The organism is Mesorhizobium sp. M0960, from assembly GCF_040319055.1.
Lineage (GTDB): Bacteria > Pseudomonadota > Alphaproteobacteria > Rhizobiales > Rhizobiaceae > Mesorhizobium.
The window spans coordinates 569053-587997 of record NZ_JAMYNN010000002.1; the positions used below are offsets into that span (position 1 = coordinate 569053).

An 18945-nucleotide genomic window follows, 5' to 3' on the forward strand; every position below is an offset into this window, starting at 1 on the left:
CCTCATACAATGATGTTGGCCAGGAGCCCGACGGGATTTACAGCGCTGGCATGCGGATGGGAACCACATGTTTGCGGGCCGGATCGATATCCTCTCGCCGCCGGGTGGCCTTGCCTTAGCGCAGCGCCTTCTGCCCGCCGGCCGCGGTGATGACGCCGACGATGATCAGCCCGGTCAGCACCAGGCGCACGCCGACGCTTACGCCGAACGTGTTGAGCATGGTCAACAGCAGCACGAGGAACAGCGCCGCGCCCCAGACCCCCGGCACATTGGCCTTGCCGCCGGCTACCGACGTGCCACCGATGACGACGACCGCGATCGACGCCAGCAGATACTCATTGCCGATATCGACATTGGCGCCGCGGAAATAACCGGCGAGCAGTGCACCGTCGAGGCCGCCGAGCGCGCCCGACAGCGTGTAGGTGAGGAAGCGGGTGCGGCCGACATTGACGCCTGCCAGCCAGGCGGCGCGGATGTTCTGGCCGATCGCCAGCACCGAGCGTCCGTAGATCATGCGCTGCAAAACGATGCCGGCGCCGATGGTGAACAGCACGGTCAGGATCGCCAGCACCGGGATACCGAACACCTGCCAGTTGGTGAAATCGGCAAAGCCCGGCGGCGGCTTGATCTGCAAGCCGCGCCCATAGCTGATATCGACTGACTGGATGACGAAGCTGGCCGACAGCGTCGCGATAATCGGCGGAATGCGCAGCGCCCATATCAGCAGGTAGTTGACGGCACCGATCGCCATGCCGCAGGCAAGCGCGGCCAGCAGCCCGACCGCGATCATCGCCTCATTGCCGTCCATGACCTTCATGGCGACAGCACTGGCAAGGCCGATATTGGCCGGCAGCGACAGGTCGACATTGCCCGGCCCGAGCGTGATAACGAACATCTGCCCGACGCCGACGATGACGGTGAAGACGGCGAGCGACAGCGCCGCCGTGATCATCCCGCCTCCGCCATAGCCGCCGGTGAAGGCGATCGTCGCCAACCACACCAGCAGCGCCCCGAAGAACGACCAGATCCAGGGTCTGGCGAGCAGTGTCCGCAGCGAGACCATGCTCACCTCTCCCTGCGGCTGATCAGCACCCGGGCCGCCAGCACGATGATCAGGATGGCGCCATTGGCGGCAACCTGCCAGTCGGGCGGAATGTGCATGAACGTCAGCAGTGGCGATGCGGCCAGCGCCAGCGTCAACGCGCCGATGACGGCGCCGATCGGCGACACCCGGCCGCCGACGAACTCGCCGCCGCCGAGGATGACGCCGGCGATCGAAAGCAACGTGTAGCCATTGCCGATATTGGCATCGGCCGAGGTGGTGATGCCGATCAGCGCCATGCCGGACAAAACGCCGAACAGGCCGGTCAGCGCAAACAGCGCGATTTTGGTACGGAGCAGCGACCAGCCGGCGCGCTTGAGTGCGGCTGAATTGCCGCCCGATCCACGCAGGATGACACCATAGGAGGTGCGCATCAGGCCAAAGTGGACGACCGCCGCGATCAGCAATGCCGCGATGATCGGGAACGGAATGACGGGTGGCTTGAAGGCCATCAGCGCCAGCAGCCAGTCCGGCGCCTTGCCGCCGGGCTTTGGTAGGATCAGGATGGCCAGGCCCTGCCAGACGAAGCTCATGCCGAGCGTCACCACGATCGAGGGCAGGTTGCGCAGATGGATCAGCGCGCCGAGCAGCGCGTAGACACCGATCGACCCGAGCAGGATGACGACGCCGAGCAACGGCGCGTCCTTCAGCCATGTCGCCGTGACGCAGCCGACGAAGCCGACAAAGGTGCCGATTGACAAATCGAGCTCGTTGCCGGCGATGACGAACATCTGCGCGATCGTCGCCAGCGCGATCGGGATCGCCAGATTGAGCATCAGGCTGAAGCCGAAATAGCTGATGGCGCGCGGGTTGAGCCAGGCGATAGCGATGAGCACCAGCGCCAACGACAGTGCCGGCAGCAGGCTGCGCAGCATGCGCGCCCGCCTCGTGGCGCGAGCCGACGATTTTAGCCCATTCTCGATGGATGCCGCCGTCATCTCAGGCCGCGTCGCCAAACGAGGACTGGATGATCTTTTCCTCCGTCAGTTCGTCGCGACGAAGGTTGGCGACGATCCGGCCGTTCTTGAACACATAGATGTGGTCGCAATTGTCGAGCTCTTCGGTTTCGGTGGTGTACCAGAGGAATGTGCGGCCATGGCGAGCTTCTTCGCGCACGAGATCGTAGACTTCGAGCTTGGTTCCGATATCGACGCCGCGCATCGGATCGTCCATCAGCACGATCTTGGCGTCGGAGCCGAGCGCCCGCGCGAACAAGGCCTTCTGCTGGTTGCCGCCGGACAGCGAGAAGATGTTGTTGTTCATGTCGGGCGTGCGGATGCCGATTTTCCGCTGCCACAGCTGGGCGAGCTCGGCTTCGCGCTGCGGCGAGATCAAGAGGCCGTTGCGCAATCGCGCCAGCGAACGGATGCCGATGTTCTCGGCGATCGACCATTGCGGAAAAATCCCGTCCGACTGGCGGTCGCCGGCAACCAGCGCCACCGGCGCGGTGACCTCGATGCCGGTCTTGGCGCGGGAAGCCGCGGCAAAGATCGCCAGCAACAGGTCGGTCTGGCCATGCCCGGCAAGTCCGGCAAGGCCGATGATCTCACCGGCACGGGCGATGAGCTCATTGCCGTCCTGCTGTCGCGCCGGCCGCGCCCGGACCCGCAGCGGACCGGGCTCCGGCTTGCCGCTCGCAATCTCTGCGGCGGCCTTCTCGCGCGCCTCCGCTCCGCCCATCGCCGTCACCAGCCTGTCGCGGTCGAAGGCGTCGGCCTGCCCGGCGGCGACCACCTTGCCGTCGCGCATCACCACGATGCGATCGGCATTTCCGAGCACTTCGCCCAGCACATGCGAGATCAGGATGCAGCTCTTGCCGGCGGCGATGAAGCGGCGCACGAACGCCAGCAGCTGGCCGGCGGTATGCGCATCGAGCGAGGATGTCGGCTCGTCGAGGATGACCAGTTCGAGCGGCTCCTGCGTGACCGTGAAGGCGCGCGCCACCTCCACCATCTGCCGGCTGGTGATGGAAAGATCGCCGACGATGTCGGATGCCGAGATGCTGTGGCCGGGGAATATCTCGTCGAGCTTGGCGGCAATCAGATGGGCGGCCTTGCGCCGCCAGCCGAAGCCATTAAGCGAGGCGTGGTTGATCCGCGTATTCTCGGCGACGCTGAGGTTCGGGCAGAGCGACAGTTCCTGGAAAACGCAACGTATGCCGAGCTGCTGTGCGCGCGGCACCGAATAACTTGCCTCGACGCCGCCGCGGACCGCGATCTGCCCGCTGTCGGGGGTAAGCGTGCCGGCCACCATATGCATGAGCGTCGACTTTCCGGCGCCGTTATGGCCGACGAGACCGACGCATTCTCCGGCACGAACGCTGAAATCGACACCGTCGAGCGCCCTGACGGCGCCGAAATGTTTTTCGGCTCCGTCCAGTCTTATGATGTCCATACTGACGGCGCCGAAATGTTTTTCGGCGCCGTCAGGCCTGATGATGTCTGCACTGGCCTCGGGCATGCCTCAACGATACCCGGTTATCTGTGGCGGCAACAATAGTGCCATGCTCACTTGATGTTGGCCTTGATCGCCGCGACGGCGTCTTCCTGCGTGTATTCGTGGCTGGCGACGCCGCCCTTCGGAATCTTCGGCAACGCTGCCTCGAAATCGTCCTGTGTGAAGGCGAGATAAGGAACCAGCAGGTCGTGCGGCACGTCGGTGCGGCCGTCGAGCACTTGCTGCGCCACCCAGAAGGCAAGCGTCGATACGCCTGGCGCGATCGAAGCCGACCAGGTCTGGTAACCGTCCTTTTCCTTCTGCTCTTTCCACCATTGCAACTCGTCCTGGCGATTGCCCATGATGATGGTCGGGCGCGGCTTGCCGGCGGCGGCAAAGGCCTGCGCCGCGCCGTAGCCGTCACCGCCCTGGTCGACGACACCGACCACATCCGGCAGCGACGGCAGGATCGTCGCTACGGCCTTCTGTGCCGTGGTCTGGTCCCAGTCGCCGGTCACCGAGCCGACGATCTTGAACTCGGGATGGGCGGCGACACCTTCGAGGATGCCGGCATGGATGGCATCGTCGATCGAAGTGCCGGCAAGGCCACGGATTTCCAGCAGATTGCCACCCTTGGGCTGGAACTTGGCCATCTGCTCGACTTCCTGCTTGCCCATGTCCTTGAAGTCGACGACGACGCGGTAGGCGCAGGGTTCGGTGACGATGCCATCGAAGGAGACGACGACAATGCCGGCGTCGCAGGCCTGCTTGATGGCGCCGTTGAGGGCATCCGGAGATGCCGCGTTGATGACGATCGCGTCATAGCCCTGCAGGATCAGGTTCTGCACCTGGGCTGCCTGCGTCGGCACTTCCTTGTCGGCCGTCGTGAAGACGTCGGCGGCGCCGACCACCTTGTCGGCGACTGCCTTCTTGGTGACGATGCCGTAGCTGTCCAGCATCGCCTGCCGCCACGAATTGCCGGCGTAATTGTTGGAGAAAGCGATCTTTTTGCCGCTGGTATCGGCAAGCGCGGTGCCTGCGGCAAGCATCGCTGCAAGGGCGCCCAAAACGAATATTTTCTTCATGTCATACTCCTCCCGTGAGTTGCTGTCTTACTGGTGGCTAATGGCTGGCTGGTGGCTAATGGCTGATACGCTCACAATGCTGTTTTTTATCTATTATCAGACAAATGCAGATAGCCAGCAAGCTGTCAACATCAATCCATGGCCGACGATCAACTTGCGGTGCAATCATTGAAACCGGTTCGACTCCTGGTCTAGGGATGGCGATGGAGACCGATTAAATGGCAGTGAACCTTGCCCCGGGTGCACCCGGCATTCCGGCGCGCTGGACGTCGAGCGCCAAGAGCGGCGTCGGCACCGCGCTGTCGCCGGCCTGCCCGATCTGGTTCACCATCAGCCACGGTATCCTCAACGAGATCTACTATTCCCGCCTCGACAGCGCATGCACCCGCGATCTGGGGCTGATCGTCACCGGACCCGACGGCTATTTCTCCGAAGAGAAGCGCGACGCCGAACATCGCATCGAACCCCTCGAGGACGGGGTGCCTGCCTATCGGCTGGTCAACACCGCAGCCGATGGAAGCTACCGGATCGAGAAGCGCGTCCTCACCGATCCGGAACGTCCCGTCTTGCTGCAGGAGATCATGTTCACGTCGCTCAAGGGTGCCGCCAGCGACTACCGCGTCTACGCGCTGCTGGCGCCGCACCTCGTCAATGCCGGCATGGGCAACACTGCCTGGATCGACGACCATGAAGGACAGCCTGTTCTGTTTGCATCGGGACGCGGCGTCTGCCTGGCGCTCGCCTCGTCGCGGCCGTGGAAGGCGTGCGCGGCCGGCTATGTCGGCGTCTCCGACGGCTGGCAGCAGCTTCGTCAAAGCGGCCGGCTCGATCCGGCCTGCCGCAGGGCCGAGGACGGCAATGTCGCGCTGACCGGTGAGATCGCCTTTTCGGCTGCGAACCCAAAAATGTTGCTGGCGCTGGGCTTCGGCACGACGCCGCAACAGGCGGCGGAAACTGCTTTCGCCAGCCTGAACCAAGGTTTTGGGCCCGCAGCCGGATCCTACGTCGACAAATGGCGCCAATGGCAGGCCGGATTGCTGCCGCTGGACCGGCATGCGGTGTCCGCCCTCAATCCCTACCGCCTCAGCACGGCGGTGCTGGCGACACACCGCTCGTCGACCGGAGCAGCCGTGGCCAGCCTGTCGATCCCGTGGGGCTTCAACAAGGGCGACGACGATCTCGGCGGCTATCACCTGGTCTGGCCGCGCGATCTGGTCGAAACCGCCGGCGGATTCCTCGCCGCCGGCGACCCGGCGGAAGCCTTGCGCATCCTTGGCTATCTGCGCTCGATCCAGCAGCCGGACGGCCATTGGCCGCAGAACGCCTGGCTCGACGGGTCGGTCTATTGGCCGGGCATCCAGATGGACGAGTGCGCCTTTCCGCTGCTGCTCGCCGACGCGCTGCGCCGCGCCGGGCATTTGCCGCCTGCGGTACTCTCCTCCTTCATGCCGATGATCGAGCGCGCTGCCGCCTATGTCGTACGCAACGGCCCCGTCACCGGCGAGGACCGCTGGGAGGAAGACGCCGGCTACAGCCCGTTCACGCTTGCCGTCGAGATCGCCGCGCTGCTTGCGGCTGCGGACATGTTCGATGCCGCCGGCAAAACAGAGCCGGCAAACTATCTGCGCGAAACCGCCGATGTCTGGAACGATCAGATCGAGCGCTGGACCTACGTCACCGGCACCACCGCATGCGACGAGGCCGGCGTCGAAGGCTACTATGTCCGCATCGCCCCGCCCGACAGGGCCGGCGCCGCATCGCCGAAGGACGGCTTTGTGCCGATCAAGAACCGCGCGCCCGGCGATACAGACCGCCCGGCCGAAGCGATCGTCAGCCCGGATGCGCTGGCGCTGGTCCGCTTCGGCCTGAGGGCAGCCGACGATCCGCGCATCCTCGACACGGTCAAGGTCATCGACGCGCAATTGCGCTGCGAACTGCCGCAGGGCCCGCTCTGGTACCGTTACAATGGCGACGGCTATGGCGAGCATGCCGACGGCGCACCGTTCGATGGAACCGGCCAGGGCCGGCCCTGGCCGCTGCTGGTCGGCGAGCGCGCCCATTACGAGTTGGCGGCGGGACGCAAGGACAGAGCGGCAAGCCTTCTCAACACGTTCGAGAACTCTGCCGGGCCGGGCGGCCTGCTGCCGGAGCAGGTCTGGGATGGTCCCGATATGCCGGAGCGCGAATTGCGGCATGGCGGCCCCTCCGGCAGCGCCAAGCCGCTGGTCTGGGCGCATTCCGAGCACATCAAGCTGCTGCGGTCGCTGCGCGACGGCGCCGTGTTCGACATGCCGCCGCAAGGCGTCAAGCGCTATATCGAGGGCAGGACGGTGTCGCGCCTCAGGGCATGGCGCTTCAACCACAAGATCCGTACCATACCGGCAGGCAAGGCGCTGCGCATCGAACTTCTGGCTCGGGCGGTGGTTCATTGGAGCAGCGACAATTGGGCCACCGTCCATGACAGCGAGACCGCTGCGAACCTTTTCGGCATCCATCTTGCGGAATTGCCGGTTGCCGACGCCGCTCCGGGCAATAGCCCGGACAATAGCATTGTCTTCACATTCTTCTGGTCCGATGCCGGACGTTGGGAGAATGTCGACTTTTCCGTTGGTATCGACGATGCCGCACAGCCACTAGATCATCGATCCCTCAAGTAAGGCAGGACGAGACCATGCAGATAGGAATGATGGGACTGGGCCGGATGGGCGCCAACATGGTTCGGCGCCTGCTGCGTGATGGCCACGAATGCGTCGTCTACGATATCAACCCGGCGAGCGTCGCGGCGCTTGTGACCGCCGGCGCGGTCGGAGCCCCCTCGATGGAGGAGTTCGTCGGCAAGCTGGCGAAGCCGCGCAGCGCCTGGCTGATGCTGCCGGCGGCGATCACCGGCCGGATCGTCGACCAGGTGGCCGCCTTGATGGAGCCGGGCGACATCATCATCGACGGCGGCAATTCCTATTATCATGAGGCCGTCGACCACGCCGCACGCCTGGCCTTGAAAGGCTTGAGCTATGTCGATGTCGGCACCAGCGGCGGCGTCTGGGGCCTCGAGCGCGGCTATTGCCTGATGATCGGCGGCCCCGACAGCGCGGTGCAGCATCTCGATCCAGTCTTCGCAACGCTGGCGCCCGGCGCCGACGCCGCTTCGCCTGCGCCCGGCAAGGACGCCGGAACCGCTCCCTTCGGCTATCTCCACTGCGGACCAAGCGGCGCCGGCCATTTCGTCAAGATGGTCCATAACGGCATCGAATACGGCGTCATGGCCGCCTATGCCGAGGGCATGAACATCCTGAAATCGGCGAACGCCGGCAAGCGGCAGCGCACCGCCGACGCCGAAACCAGTCCACTCGAGAACCCGCAATATTACCAGTTCGACATCGACATCGCTGAGGTGGCAGAGGTCTGGCGGCACGGCAGCGTCATCGGCTCGTGGCTGCTCGACCTGACGGCCGGCGTGCTGAAGGCCGATTCGTCGCTGACACAGTTCGGCGGGCGGGTCTCGGATTCCGGCGAAGGCCGCTGGACGCTGAAGGCGGCGATCGACACCGGCGTGCCGGCGCCGGTGCTGTCGTCGGCGCTGTTCGACAGGTTCTCCTCGCAAGGCGAGTCCGAATTCGCCGACAAGCTTCTGTCCGCCATGCGCTATGCCTTTGGCGGCCATGTCGAAAAACCCAAGGCCGGCTCGTGACGGGCGACAGGGAGGCACGCCCATGAGCCAGGAACGATCGGACACGCTGGTGCTTTTCGGCGCCACCGGCGATCTCGCCCACAAGAAGATCTTCCCCGCCCTCTACGCCATGGTGGCCAAGGGAACGCTGAACGAGCCGGTGATCGGCGTCGCCTTCGATCCTTGGGATATCGCCAAGCTGCAGGCGCGCGCCCGCGACGGCATCGTCAACGCCATCGGCAGCATCGACGAGAAGATCTTCGCAAGGCTCGCGTCGCTGCTGCGCTATGTCAGCGGCGACTACCGGGCGCCTGCGACCTTCGATAAACTGAAGACCGCGCTCGGCAGCGCACAGCGGCCGCTGCACTATCTGGCGGTGCCGCCCGCCATGTTCGAGGTCGTCGTCCAGGGACTGGAGCAGTCGGGCGCCGCCCAGGGCGCACGCCTGATGGTGGAAAAGCCGTTCGGCCATGATCTGCAATCGGCGCGCTGGCTGAACCGGGTACTGCATCTGGTCTTCGACGAAAAGTCGATCTTCCGCATCGACCATTATCTCGGCAAGGAGGCGATCCAGAACTTGCTCTATTTCCGCTTCGCCAATTCCTTCCTCGAGCCGATCTGGAACCGCAACTTCGTCGAGAGCGTGCAGATCACCATGGCCGAGGATTTCGGTGTCGAGGGCCGCGGCCGCTTCTATGACGAGGTCGGCTGCATCCGCGACGTCATCGAAAACCATCTGCTCAACATCCTCTTGCTGCTCGCCATGGAGCCGCCGGTCGGCCGCTCGGCCGACGATCTGATCGACGAGAAGGTGCAGGTGCTGCGGGCGATCCGGACGCTGACCAGGGACGATGTCGTGCGCGGCCAGTTCGACGGCTATCTCAACGAGCCGGGCGTGGCGCCGAACTCGCCGGTCGAGACCTTCGCGGCGGTGCGCTTTTTCGTCGATACCTGGCGCTGGCAAGATGTGCCGTTCTTCATCCGCGCCGGCAAATCCCTGCCGGTGCACGCCACCGAGGTCATCGTGCGGCTGAAACGGCCGCCGCTCGACGTCTTCGATCCAATCAAGCCCGGCGACTGCAATCACGTGCGCTTCCGCATCGATCCGCAGGTGGCGATCTCGATCGGAGCCCGGCGCAAGGCGCCCGGCGACGACATGGTCGGCGAGCAGGTCGAGCTCACCGCGCTCGACGATTCGACGGGCGACATGCCGCCTTACGAGCGGTTGATCGGCGACGCTATGAACGGCAACGGCCAGCTGTTCACCCGCCAGGACGCCAGCGAGCTCGCCTGGCGCATCGTCGGCCCGGTGCTCGGCGACACCACGCCGCCCGCGATCTACGCGCCAAAGACCTGGGGGCCGACCGAAGCGATGACTGGATTCGGCCCGCCGAACGGCTGGATCAATCCATCGAAATGATTTCTGGGAGGCGAAAGCGATGGCCAAAGCGGTGAAGCGACCGGCACCCGACGCCGAAAAGATCGTGCTTGCGATCGATATCGGCGGCTCGCACGTCAAGATCCGCACCAGCGCCGGCGGCGACGAGCGCAAGACCGCTTCCAGACCGGAGCTGACGCCGCAGCAGATGGTCGCGGCGGTGAAGACGCTGGCCGAAGGGCTGCAATACGATGTCGTCTCGATGGGCTATCCGGGTCCGGTGCACCACAACCGGCCGCTCACCGAACCCGCCAATCTCGGCAAGGGCTGGGTCGGCTGCGATTTCGCCGCTGAGTTCGGCAAACCGGTGAAGGTCGTCAACGATGCGCTGATGCAGGCCGTCGGCAGCTATGAAGGCGGCCGCATGCTGTTCCTCGGCCTCGGAACCGGCCTCGGGGCCGCGATGATCGTCGACAACGTCGCCCAACCGATGGAGCTTGCCCATCTTCCCTACAAGAAGCGCGGCAGTTTCGAAGACTATGTCGGCGAACGCGGCCTGCAAAAGCGCGGCAAGAAGAAATGGCGCAAACACGTCTTTGACGTGGTCGACCGGCTTCGCGCCGCCATGCAGCCGGATTACGTGGTCATCGGCGGCGGCAATGTCGAGGAACTCGCCGACTTGCCCGCCGATTGCAGACGCGGCGACAATACACGCGCCTTCGAGGGCGGATTTCGACTGTGGCGCGACAAATCCCTGATTATCTGATATTGCTGATTGTCTGATATTATCGAGCACCGGCTCAGGGTTGTTAATCCCGCGCTGCCGTTAGTATTATTATTCAAAATAATGTGTGACGTGGTGCGGCGTCATTGCATTGCGCAGATTTGCCGACTAGGAATTTCTGCGACCCCCACGGACGGAGAAATAGATTGACCGACGACAACAACAACGCTCGCAAAGACATCGACCTGCTTGAGCTGACCGCCCATATCGTGTCCGCATATGTCGAGAAGAACCGCTTGCCGGCTTCCGGCCTCGGCGATCTCATCGCCAGCGTCAGCGCTTCCATAGGCGGGCTCGGGCAACCGGCAGTGCCGGTCGCCGCGCCGCTGACGCCTGCCGTCAATCCCAAGAAATCGGTGACGCCGGACTACATCATCTGTCTCGAGGACGGCAAGAAGTTCAAATCCTTGAAGCGCCATATCGGCGTCCATTTCGGGCTGACGCCCGACGCCTATCGCGCCAAATGGGGCCTGCCGTCCGACTACCCGATGGTCGCCCCCAACTACGCGGCCTCGCGTTCGCAGCTGGCCAAGGCAATCGGTCTCGGCCGCAAGGCCGCCCCGCCCGCGCCCGTCAAGGGCAGGGGCAGGAAGGCCAAGGCGACGGCCTAAAGCGTTCGGAGCAGGTCCGGTCGCTCCGCCAGCGGCAACGCCCGGCGGAGCGGAAATTGTTGATCCAGGCCGGATTTTTGCGCGCGCCCTGCGCTGAACTGCGCTAAAGGCTCTCTTGGCCGGACCAGCGCCCATCGTGGAAGTGCCCCGCCGGCCGACATCGCCGCCACGGGGCCTGATCCATGACCACAGAATCCCAAGTACCGCCTGACCAGCGTTATGCCGCCTTTCGCCATCGGCCGTTCCTGAGCTACTGGGCGGCGCGCTTCCTCTCGACATTCTCCACCCAGATCGTGTCGGTCGCCGTCGGCTGGCAGATCTACGATCTGACCCGCGACCCGTTCGACCTTGGGCTTGTCGGCATCGTCCAGTTCCTGCCTTCGCTGCTGCTGGTGCTGGTCACTGGCGACGTTGCCGACCGTTTTGGACGCCGCCTGATCATGGCGCTGGCGGTGCTGGTCGAGGCGGGCTGCGCTTTGGCGCTTCTGTTGCTGACGCTGCGCGGCCTCTCCGGGCCGATGCCGGTCTTCATCGTGCTCGCCATGTTCGGCATCGCGCGCGCCTTCTTCGGGCCGGCCTCGTCATCATTGTTCGCCAATCTGGTGCCGCCCGAGGATTTCGCCAACGCCATCGCCTGGAACTCGTCCGCCTGGCAGACGGCAACCATCGTCGGGCCGGTCGCCGGCGGTCTGCTCTACGGGCTTTCGGCCGAAGCCGCCTACACCACCGCGGCCGCGCTGATGCTCATCGCCGCCGTGCTGATCTTCACCATCCCGAAGCCCGCCCAGCGCAGCCGGACCGACAGACCGACGGTACGGACCCTGTTCGCCGGCTTCGGCTATATCTGGAGCGAAAAGATCGTGCTAGGCGCGATTTCGCTCGATCTGTTCGCGGTGCTCCTGTCCGGCGCCTCGGCGCTGCTGCCGGTCTATGCGCGCGATATCCTCGAACTCGGCCCATGGGGGCTCGGCCTGTTGCGCTCGGCGCCCGGCGTCGGCGCCATCTGCGTCGCCATCTGGCTGGCCGGACACCCGATCCGCAACCATGCCGGCCTTGTCATGCTCGGCTTCGTTGCGCTGTTCGGCGCGTTCACCGTCTTGTTCGGCCTCTCGACCATCACCTGGCTGTCGATCGCAGCCCTTGCCCTGCTCGGCGCCACCGACATGTTCAGCGTCTATATCCGCGAGACGCTGATCCAGCTGTGGACGCCGGACGACGTTCGCGGCCGCGTCAACGCCGTCAACCAGGTGTTTGTCGGCGCCTCCAATGAGCTCGGCGAATTCCGCGCCGGCACCATGGCCGCGCTGATCGGCACGGTTCCGGCCGTGGTGGTCGGCGGCGTCGGCGCGATCGCTGTCGCCGGTCTATGGGCGGTGCTGTTCCCACAGCTGCGCAAGGTGCGTCATCTCAGGGGGCGAAACTAAAGCGCGACGCGCTTTAGTTCGTTTGTTTGTGCATGTCGTTTTCCCAAAACCGCTGCACACTTTTGGGCGACATGCACCGACTTCACCGCAGCGCCGGCTTGCCAAAAATCATGGGCAGGAACTCGCCGAGCCAGCGCTTGAGGTGCATGTCCCAGATCAGCCGGCCACCGAGATGGTCGCGGCCGGGCTGCGCGCCGGGCAATTCGAAGCGATGGGCGCCGCGCACCACCCAGCGCTGCATCATCGCCCGGGTCAATTCGCCATGGAACTGGATGCCCCAGGCATTGTCGCCATAGCGGAAGGCCTGGTTGGGGTAGGTTTCGGCCGTCGCCAAAAGCGTCGCGTCCTTCGGCAGCGAAAAGCCCTCACGATGGAACTGATAGACCATCTCCGGCCAATGCATCAGCCTGCTGCCTGCTTCAGTCGCCTTTAGCGGATACCAGCCGATTTCGACGAGGCCCTCGCCATGGCCCTCGACCCTGCCGCCGAGATGCTTGACCAGCATTTGCGCGCCGAGGCAGATGCCAAGCAGCGGCCGGTTCTCGTTGAGTGGAATTTTGAGCCAGTCGGTCTCGCGGCGGACGAACTCGTCGCCGTCATTGGCGCTCATCGGCCCGCCGAACACCACGGCGCCGGCATGGCCATCCAGCGTCTGCGGCAAGGCCTCGCCGAGCGGCGGGCGGCGGATGTCGAGATCGAAGCCTTCCTCGATAAGCATATGGCGGACCCGTCCCGAGCTCGAAAGCTCCTGATGCAGCACGATCAGGATCTTTGGTCTCGGGCTTGGCTTGGGCGGCATTGGAAGGCGGGATCCTGTCTATTCGTCGCTTGACGTTCCGGCAGCACCAGGAGCCGCGGCCGCCGCCTTGAGGCGCGCCTCGACGCGGTCGCGGCGTTCGACGCCGATCAGCTCGGCGACCCGCCAGACGGTATTGTCCTCGAGTTCGTGCAGCTCGCCATCGGCATAGACGATCTCCCACATCAGGCCGATAAAGGCCTTTCGCGCCTCGGCGTCGAGATGGCGCTTGAGCACGCTGGTAAAGGCGTAAAGGTCGATCGCCTCATTGTCGGCCCGCTCGCCGGCAGCCGCCAACGCATCGAGTTCGTCGCCGCTGATAGAATAGCTTTCCGCCAGCACCTTCTTGAACCGTTCCCATTCGGTATCCTGGCGCACGCCGTCGGCGTTCATCACGTGGAAAAGGAGGGCGGATGCGGCAACGCGCGGATCGTCGGCGCTGGCGCTGGCGCCACTACCGGACGGCAGGTCCCTTAGAAACGACAGAACGCGTTCGAACATCAAATCATTCCCAATAAGACCGGGTCCACTCGACCCGGATCAGAACAAACGAAACCGGCGCGTCGATTTACCCGCCTCGTCGTCGGGGTCGACGCCGGGGTCGTCGGGCAGCCGCGTCAACTCCTGCGCCGGCTCGACGGCTTCGGCATCGTCCGGCACCGCGGCAAACGCCGCCGCGGCGACCGGTGTCACATGATCCTCGCCGGCACGGTTTTCGGTCTTTGCTTCGGTCGCGGTGCCCGGTGTCTCGGCAGCAACCGCTGTGTGCTCGATCGCCTCGGCTGTTTCCTGTACCGGCTTGGCTGAAGCCGCAATTGCCGGCACCGATGCCTCCTGCGTATCCTCATCGCTGTCGATCAACTGGCCGAGCCGCTCCATCGGCGCTCGCCATTCGAATGCATCGAGCCTGCCGGTGATCGGCGATACCGGAGCCCAGCGGTCGGAGACGACGCCGTCGGCGACCCAGGCCGGGTCGCGCGGCGCTCTCACCGCCTTCGACAGCAACTGCCGCACCTTGCCCTGGTCGCCGGTCTCGGCCTCCTCGATATCGGCCAGCAGCAGATAGGCGCCTTCGCGGCGATCGATGCGGATGGCGGCTTCGGCCTCGCGGCGGGCGGTTGAAAAGTCCTGCGCATCGAGCGCGGCGCGCGCCACGGCAAGCGAGGCCTCGGCATGGTTCTTCTTCAGGTCCTGCAGCTTCTTTGCCCGGTTCAGCCGGTCGAGCACGGCATCGCCGGGCCTGGCATGGGTGTAGAGCTCGGCGATCTCCGGGTGCGGCTCGGCCTTCCACGCCGCCTCGAGGATTTTCGAGCCCTTGCGCACGTCGTTCAGCCGAAACAGCAATTTCGCCGCGGCGACCGCCGCCGGCGGGAAATCCGGCCGCAGCCGGTTGGCTTCGAGAGCCGCCGTCCGGGCGGCATTGGCATCGCTGTCGATCAGCGCCTGCGCCTTGGCGGTCAGCAGCACAGCGCGGCGCCGGTTAGCGGCGTCGCGCTCGATCTGCCGCGTTGACTTCTGGGCGTCGACAAGTTTCAGCGCACCATCCCAGTCGCCACGCCCGGTCAGATCTTCCAGCGTCGATTCGGCCGCCCAGGCCAGCTGCGGCGCCACCGCCGCCGCACGGCCGGCATAGTGGCGGGCTGCGTTGCGGTCGCCGAGCCGCTCGGCTTCGAGATACAGTCCGCGCAGGCCGAGCAGCCGCATTTCGGGATCGTCGAGCATGGTCTCGAACTTTTCGCGGGCGCCCTCATGGTCGCCTTCGAGCAGCGAGGCCTGCGCGTCGAGCAGCTGGATCAGCGGCTCCTGGTCGGAGCGGATCAGCTTTGCCGCTTCCTTGGTCTTCTTGCGGGCGAGCGCGCCGTCACCGGCGCCGGCGGCGATCATGCCGGTCGACAGCGCCTGATAGCCGCGGTCGCGGCGCCGCACGCGGAAATAGCGCGAGATCGTATAGGGGCTGGTCCACAGCGCCTTGACCAGCCACCAGACGATCATCACCGCGGCAACCACGGCAACGATCGCCACCGCCGCGACCATCAGGCTGACCTGGTATTGATAGCCGTTGAAGGTGACGAGCATTTCACCCGGCCGGTCGGCCAGCCAGGCGAACCCGAGCCCGAGCGCAAAGACGACGGCAAGGAAGGCGAGGATGCGGATCATCGGGTTCCTCACGCCTTCATCGCGCCAGCGATGAGCGAATCGATCTGCGTCTCGACCTCCATCCGCGCTTTCAGTTTGCCGGCAAAGTCGGCGCCGGCGGCCTTGGCCGCTTCAGGCAGCGTTTCGTATTCGCTGAGCGCCTTGGCGTAGTCGCCCTGATTGACGGCGACCTCCATGCGGGCGACGGTTTCCGGGGCGCCGGCGCCCTCGACCGCACCGATCGGCCTGACCTTGACCAGCGATTCGGCGCTCGACAGCAGCTTTTGCAGGATGCCGGCATTCTGGTCGACAGGCGTCGCGGCAGCGACCATGGCGTTGGCGGTGGCGTCCGCTTCGGCGGCGATCTCGGCGCGCGTTGGGACGCCCTTTTCGGCATAAGCGCGCAGCGTCGCGATCTCGGGTGCATCGGGTGAGATCGCGGCAAAGGTTTCGAGTTCGGTCGCGAACGGCGCACCGCGGTCGAGCGCTGCCTTGAGCGCCGAGGCGGCAATGGCCAGCGCGATCTTCGGCTGCGAAGCCTGTGCATCGACCTTGCCCGAGAGCTGTGAAACCGACTGTTCCAGCGCCGCAAGCCGGCCTTCCTGCGCCTTTGCCGTCTCGCCGGCCGATTTCACCAGCGCGTCGAGCGCGGCCAGCCTTTCGTTGAGCGGCCCGAGATCGACCGGCGCCGTGCCGCCGGCCTTGCCGAGGCCCGCGACCGCCGTCTCGATCTGCCGGACCTTGTCGCCAAGTGCGGCCAGCCCGGCATTGTCGCCGGCGCCGCCTTGCTCGACCGCCGATTTGAGCGCCGTGACGTCCGCCCTGACCTGATCCAGCGCCGACGACAGCCCGTCCACCTTGGCTGATGCGTCATTGTTGGCGTCGGCCTGTCTGAGGTCCGCGACCTCGCGTTTCAGCGAAGCGATCTCACTATTGACGGGGTCGAGCGACACGCCGCCCGACCCCGGCGCCCCGAGCAGGCCGGCAAATTGCAGCCCGCCGGCGGCGGCCAGCGCGATGACGCCGCCGACAATACCGGCGGCGATGCCGTTGATGCCGCTCCGCTTCGGCTGCGCTGCCATATGGTCGTCCCTCGTCTCAGCTGTCTTCTCGCCGGAACCTGGTATCCTCGGTTCGTTGGCCCCGGTTCCGCTGGGTGCATCTTCGAAACTGTAGTCGGAAGCCGTGAAGCGACCGACCGGCGCATCCGAACCGGCCGGATAAGGGATTTCCGCTTCCCTGGCAGAATCGGCGCCTGCGTCCGTCGGCTCTTGCGTGCCGGCCCGCGCGGCTGCGTCGGCATGTTCCCATGGTTCGAGATCGGTCTGGTCGGCATGCACCGGCTCCTCAGGCGGCTCCGGCTGCGATGCGTTCGCCGCTTCCTCGGCCCGCGCCTCGTAGGTCTGCGCCGCGGCCGGCTGCTGCGAGCTGGCATCCTGTTCGTCGGCGACTCGCGAGACGGCGCCGGGCTCGAGATCGATGGTCACCGGCTCACGGCGGCTCTTGGAATGCCGCATCTTCGGCGTCTTGACCATGCTCGGGCTCCGCAAAATTCGCTTCGGGATGGTTTGAAGGGTCTAGCACATCACCAAGCGGTGAAAAGGGGCGGCGTGATGACGCCACGGCTTGGAGTTCAGTTTTGGCAAAACGCCGCAGCGGTTTTGGGACACGGCATGCGGAACCAGAAATGAAAAACCCGCCTCGGCGGCGGGTCGTTGGGGCGAATCAGCACCATAAGTGATTTTCTAGCATAGCTGCCGGCACAAAGCAAGAACAAAATAGCTGTGTCGCGGACAATCGCCCCAGCTTAGCTGCGGAATGTTTCAGGAGCCCGCAGGAGGTATGCCAACGTCCGGAACAGGCGGATGCCGGTCAGCGCCGCGCCTGCAAAAGCCCCAGCAAGGCATCTTCGCTGGGCTCAGGCGCAATCCGGATCCTTTCGCCAGCGGCATCATCCAAGGCCGCGGCAATACGTCCCGACAATGCGAAAAAGCGCGTCTCTTCAAAAAAACCGCGCACCGCCGGCCGGCTAGCCAGGGCCTGCATCGCCATGGCCGCCTTGGCCGAATAGAGCAGCACCGCCTCGACCGGCCGGGCGGACAGGCGCGCAAGCACGGCCTCGTCGGAGTAATCCAGCACAACGGTGTCGTAGGTCTCGACGGCGCGGACCTGAGCGCCCGCCGCCTGCAGCCGCTCCTCGAAGCCCGGAAAGCGCACCCGCCCGCAGAGATAGACGATCGTCTGGCCCGCGTAACCACCAGCAAGCGCATCGGCCAGCGCCTCGGCATTCCCTGGGCCTTCGCTGACCGACAGAAACCCGGCCGCGCGGGCGGCTTCCGCCGTCTTCCTGCCGACGGTGTGGCACGGCAAGCCGGCGAGCGCCGCGATGACCTCTTTCGGCGCATGGCGAACGCCGTTGGCACTGGTGGCCGCGACCGCCGCAGCCGCATCGGCGACCGCGCCGACGTCGACGGGCAGCGCCACCGTTTCGGTCAGCGGCAGCAGGATCGGCTGAAAGCCGGCATCCGCAAGCCGGCGCGCCGTGCGCAAGGCGCCCGGTTCGGGTCTCGTCACCAGGACGCGGAGCATGTCAGGTCCAGCCGTCGAAGAATGTTTCGCCGGCTTTGGCCCGAACGGTCGCGGCGGCTTCCGCGCCAATGCGCGCCGCCTCCTGCGCTGGCCCTTCCAGCCTGACTTCATGCGACTGCGTGCCATCGGGCGAGATGATCAGCCCGGCAAAGGAAACCGTTGCGCCGGATATCGTCGCATGGCCGGCGATCGGGGTGCGGCAGGAGCCGTCGAGCGCCGCCAGGAAGGCGCGCTCGCAGGCCAGCGCCTGGCCGGTCGGCACGTCGTGGATTGCCGCCAGCATCGCTTCCACGTCGCGGTCGCCGATGCGGCTCTCGATACAGATCGCGCCTTGCCCCGGCGCCGGCGGAAAGACGTCGAGCGGCATCAGGTCGGTGACGACATTTTCGAGCCCGAGCCGCTTCAGCCCGGCATAGGCGAGGATGGTGCCGTCGGCGATGCCTTCGTCGAGCTTGCGCAGCCGCGTCTGCACATTGCCGCGAAACATCACCACGTCGATGTCCGGCCGCATCCGCCGGATCAGTGCCTGGCGCCTGAGCGACGACGAGCCGACCCTGGCGCCTTGCGGCAGGCCGGCAATCGTTCGCGCCGCCTTGCCGATGAAGGCATCGCGTGCGTCCTCGCGCGGCAGGAAGGCGGCCAGTTCCAGCCCCTCGGGCAACAGCGTAGGCATGTCCTTCGACGAATGCACGGCGATGTCGATGCGCCGCGCCAGCAACGCCTCCTCGATCTCCTTGGTGAACAGGCCCTTGCCGCCAGCTTCCGACAGCGGCCGGTCCTGGATGCGATCGCCGCTGGTCGAGATGACGACCACCTCGAACGCCTCGGCCGGCATGCCATGCGCCGTCATCAGCCGCGCCTGCGTTTCATGCGCCTGCGCCAATGCCAGCGGGCTGCCGCGTGTTCCGATTTTCAAGGTTGTTTGCATGGCGCGCCG

The 18945-nt window shown here is 65.5% G+C and carries 16 protein-coding genes; 6 read left to right on the forward strand and 10 right to left on the reverse strand.

The features are described 5' to 3' along the window. Window positions 1-115 precede the first annotated feature (115 nt). From NKH63_RS07830 to NKH63_RS07845, 4 genes are read right to left on the reverse strand one after another with little or no spacing between them, the layout of a single operon-like run. Window positions 116-1063 (reverse strand): ABC transporter permease, encoded by a 948-nt coding sequence (locus NKH63_RS07830; RefSeq protein ID WP_352641265.1) that lies wholly within the window; start codon window positions 1061-1063, stop codon window positions 116-118. Between the two features lie 2 nt (window positions 1064-1065). Next, the gene (locus NKH63_RS07835) at window positions 1066-2040 is read right to left on the reverse strand and encodes an ABC transporter permease (protein ID WP_352494089.1); all 975 of its coding nucleotides are present in this window, start codon (window positions 2038-2040) and stop codon (window positions 1066-1068) included. A gap of 1 nt (window position 2041) precedes the next feature. Beyond that, entirely contained in the window at window positions 2042-3562 is a 1521-nt protein-coding gene (locus NKH63_RS07840) for a sugar ABC transporter ATP-binding protein (RefSeq protein WP_023721362.1), read from the reverse strand. A gap of 47 nt (window positions 3563-3609) precedes the next feature. Then, entirely contained in the window at window positions 3610-4623 is a 1014-nt protein-coding gene (locus NKH63_RS07845) for an ABC transporter substrate-binding protein (RefSeq protein WP_023721363.1), read from the reverse strand. 218 nt (window positions 4624-4841) lie between these two features. Between NKH63_RS07845 and NKH63_RS07850 the strand changes: the two genes are divergently transcribed. From NKH63_RS07850 to NKH63_RS07875, 6 genes are all read left to right on the forward strand, one after another. Continuing rightward, complete coding sequence (locus NKH63_RS07850; RefSeq protein WP_352588114.1) at window positions 4842-7280, forward strand: glucan 1,4-alpha-glucosidase; 2439 nt, start codon at window positions 4842-4844, stop codon at window positions 7278-7280. A 14-nt stretch (window positions 7281-7294) separates the two neighbouring features. Next, window positions 7295-8311, forward strand: a complete 1017-nt coding sequence (gene gnd, locus NKH63_RS07855) for a phosphogluconate dehydrogenase (NAD(+)-dependent, decarboxylating) (RefSeq protein ID WP_352588112.1) — start codon at window positions 7295-7297, stop codon at window positions 8309-8311. A gap of 22 nt (window positions 8312-8333) precedes the next feature. After that, window positions 8334-9710, forward strand: coding sequence for a glucose-6-phosphate dehydrogenase (zwf, locus tag NKH63_RS07860; protein WP_352788046.1), 1377 nt, complete (start codon window positions 8334-8336; stop codon window positions 9708-9710). 19 nt (window positions 9711-9729) lie between these two features. Continuing rightward, window positions 9730-10434 carry an ROK family protein gene (locus tag NKH63_RS07865; RefSeq protein ID WP_352917787.1) on the forward strand — a complete coding sequence of 235 codons (705 nt, stop codon included), beginning with the start codon at window positions 9730-9732 and terminating at the stop codon, window positions 10432-10434. Between the two features lie 164 nt (window positions 10435-10598). Continuing rightward, a complete protein-coding gene (locus NKH63_RS07870) occupies window positions 10599-11063 on the forward strand; it encodes a Ros/MucR family transcriptional regulator (protein WP_023721369.1) in 465 nt (154 codons plus the stop codon). Window positions 11064-11245: 182 nt separating this feature from the next. Continuing rightward, the gene (locus tag NKH63_RS07875; protein ID WP_352641260.1) at window positions 11246-12487 is read left to right on the forward strand and encodes an MFS transporter; all 1242 of its coding nucleotides are present in this window, start codon (window positions 11246-11248) and stop codon (window positions 12485-12487) included. A gap of 82 nt (window positions 12488-12569) precedes the next feature. Here NKH63_RS07875 and NKH63_RS07880 read toward each other — a convergent pair whose 3' ends face one another. From NKH63_RS07880 to hemC, 6 genes are all read right to left on the reverse strand, one after another. Next, a complete protein-coding gene (locus NKH63_RS07880; RefSeq protein WP_352917788.1) occupies window positions 12570-13286 on the reverse strand; it encodes a glutamine amidotransferase in 717 nt (238 codons plus the stop codon). An 18-nt stretch (window positions 13287-13304) separates the two neighbouring features. Continuing rightward, window positions 13305-13784 (reverse strand): tellurite resistance TerB family protein, encoded by a 480-nt coding sequence (locus NKH63_RS07885; RefSeq protein ID WP_352481012.1) that lies wholly within the window; start codon window positions 13782-13784, stop codon window positions 13305-13307. 39 nt (window positions 13785-13823) lie between these two features. Continuing rightward, on the reverse strand, window positions 13824-15440 hold the full coding sequence (locus NKH63_RS07890; RefSeq protein ID WP_352917789.1) for a heme biosynthesis protein HemY: 1617 nt from the start codon (window positions 15438-15440) through the stop codon (window positions 13824-13826). Between the two features lie 8 nt (window positions 15441-15448). Further along, window positions 15449-16954, reverse strand: coding sequence for a COG4223 family protein (locus tag NKH63_RS07895; RefSeq protein ID WP_352917790.1), 1506 nt, complete (start codon window positions 16952-16954; stop codon window positions 15449-15451). Window positions 16955-17291: 337 nt separating this feature from the next. Further along, window positions 17292-18008, reverse strand: coding sequence for a uroporphyrinogen-III synthase (locus tag NKH63_RS07900; protein WP_023721375.1), 717 nt, complete (start codon window positions 18006-18008; stop codon window positions 17292-17294). Window position 18009: 1 nt separating this feature from the next. After that, the gene (gene hemC, locus NKH63_RS07905) at window positions 18010-18936 is read right to left on the reverse strand and encodes a hydroxymethylbilane synthase (RefSeq protein ID WP_023721376.1); all 927 of its coding nucleotides are present in this window, start codon (window positions 18934-18936) and stop codon (window positions 18010-18012) included. Between the last annotated feature and the right edge of the window lie 9 nt (window positions 18937-18945).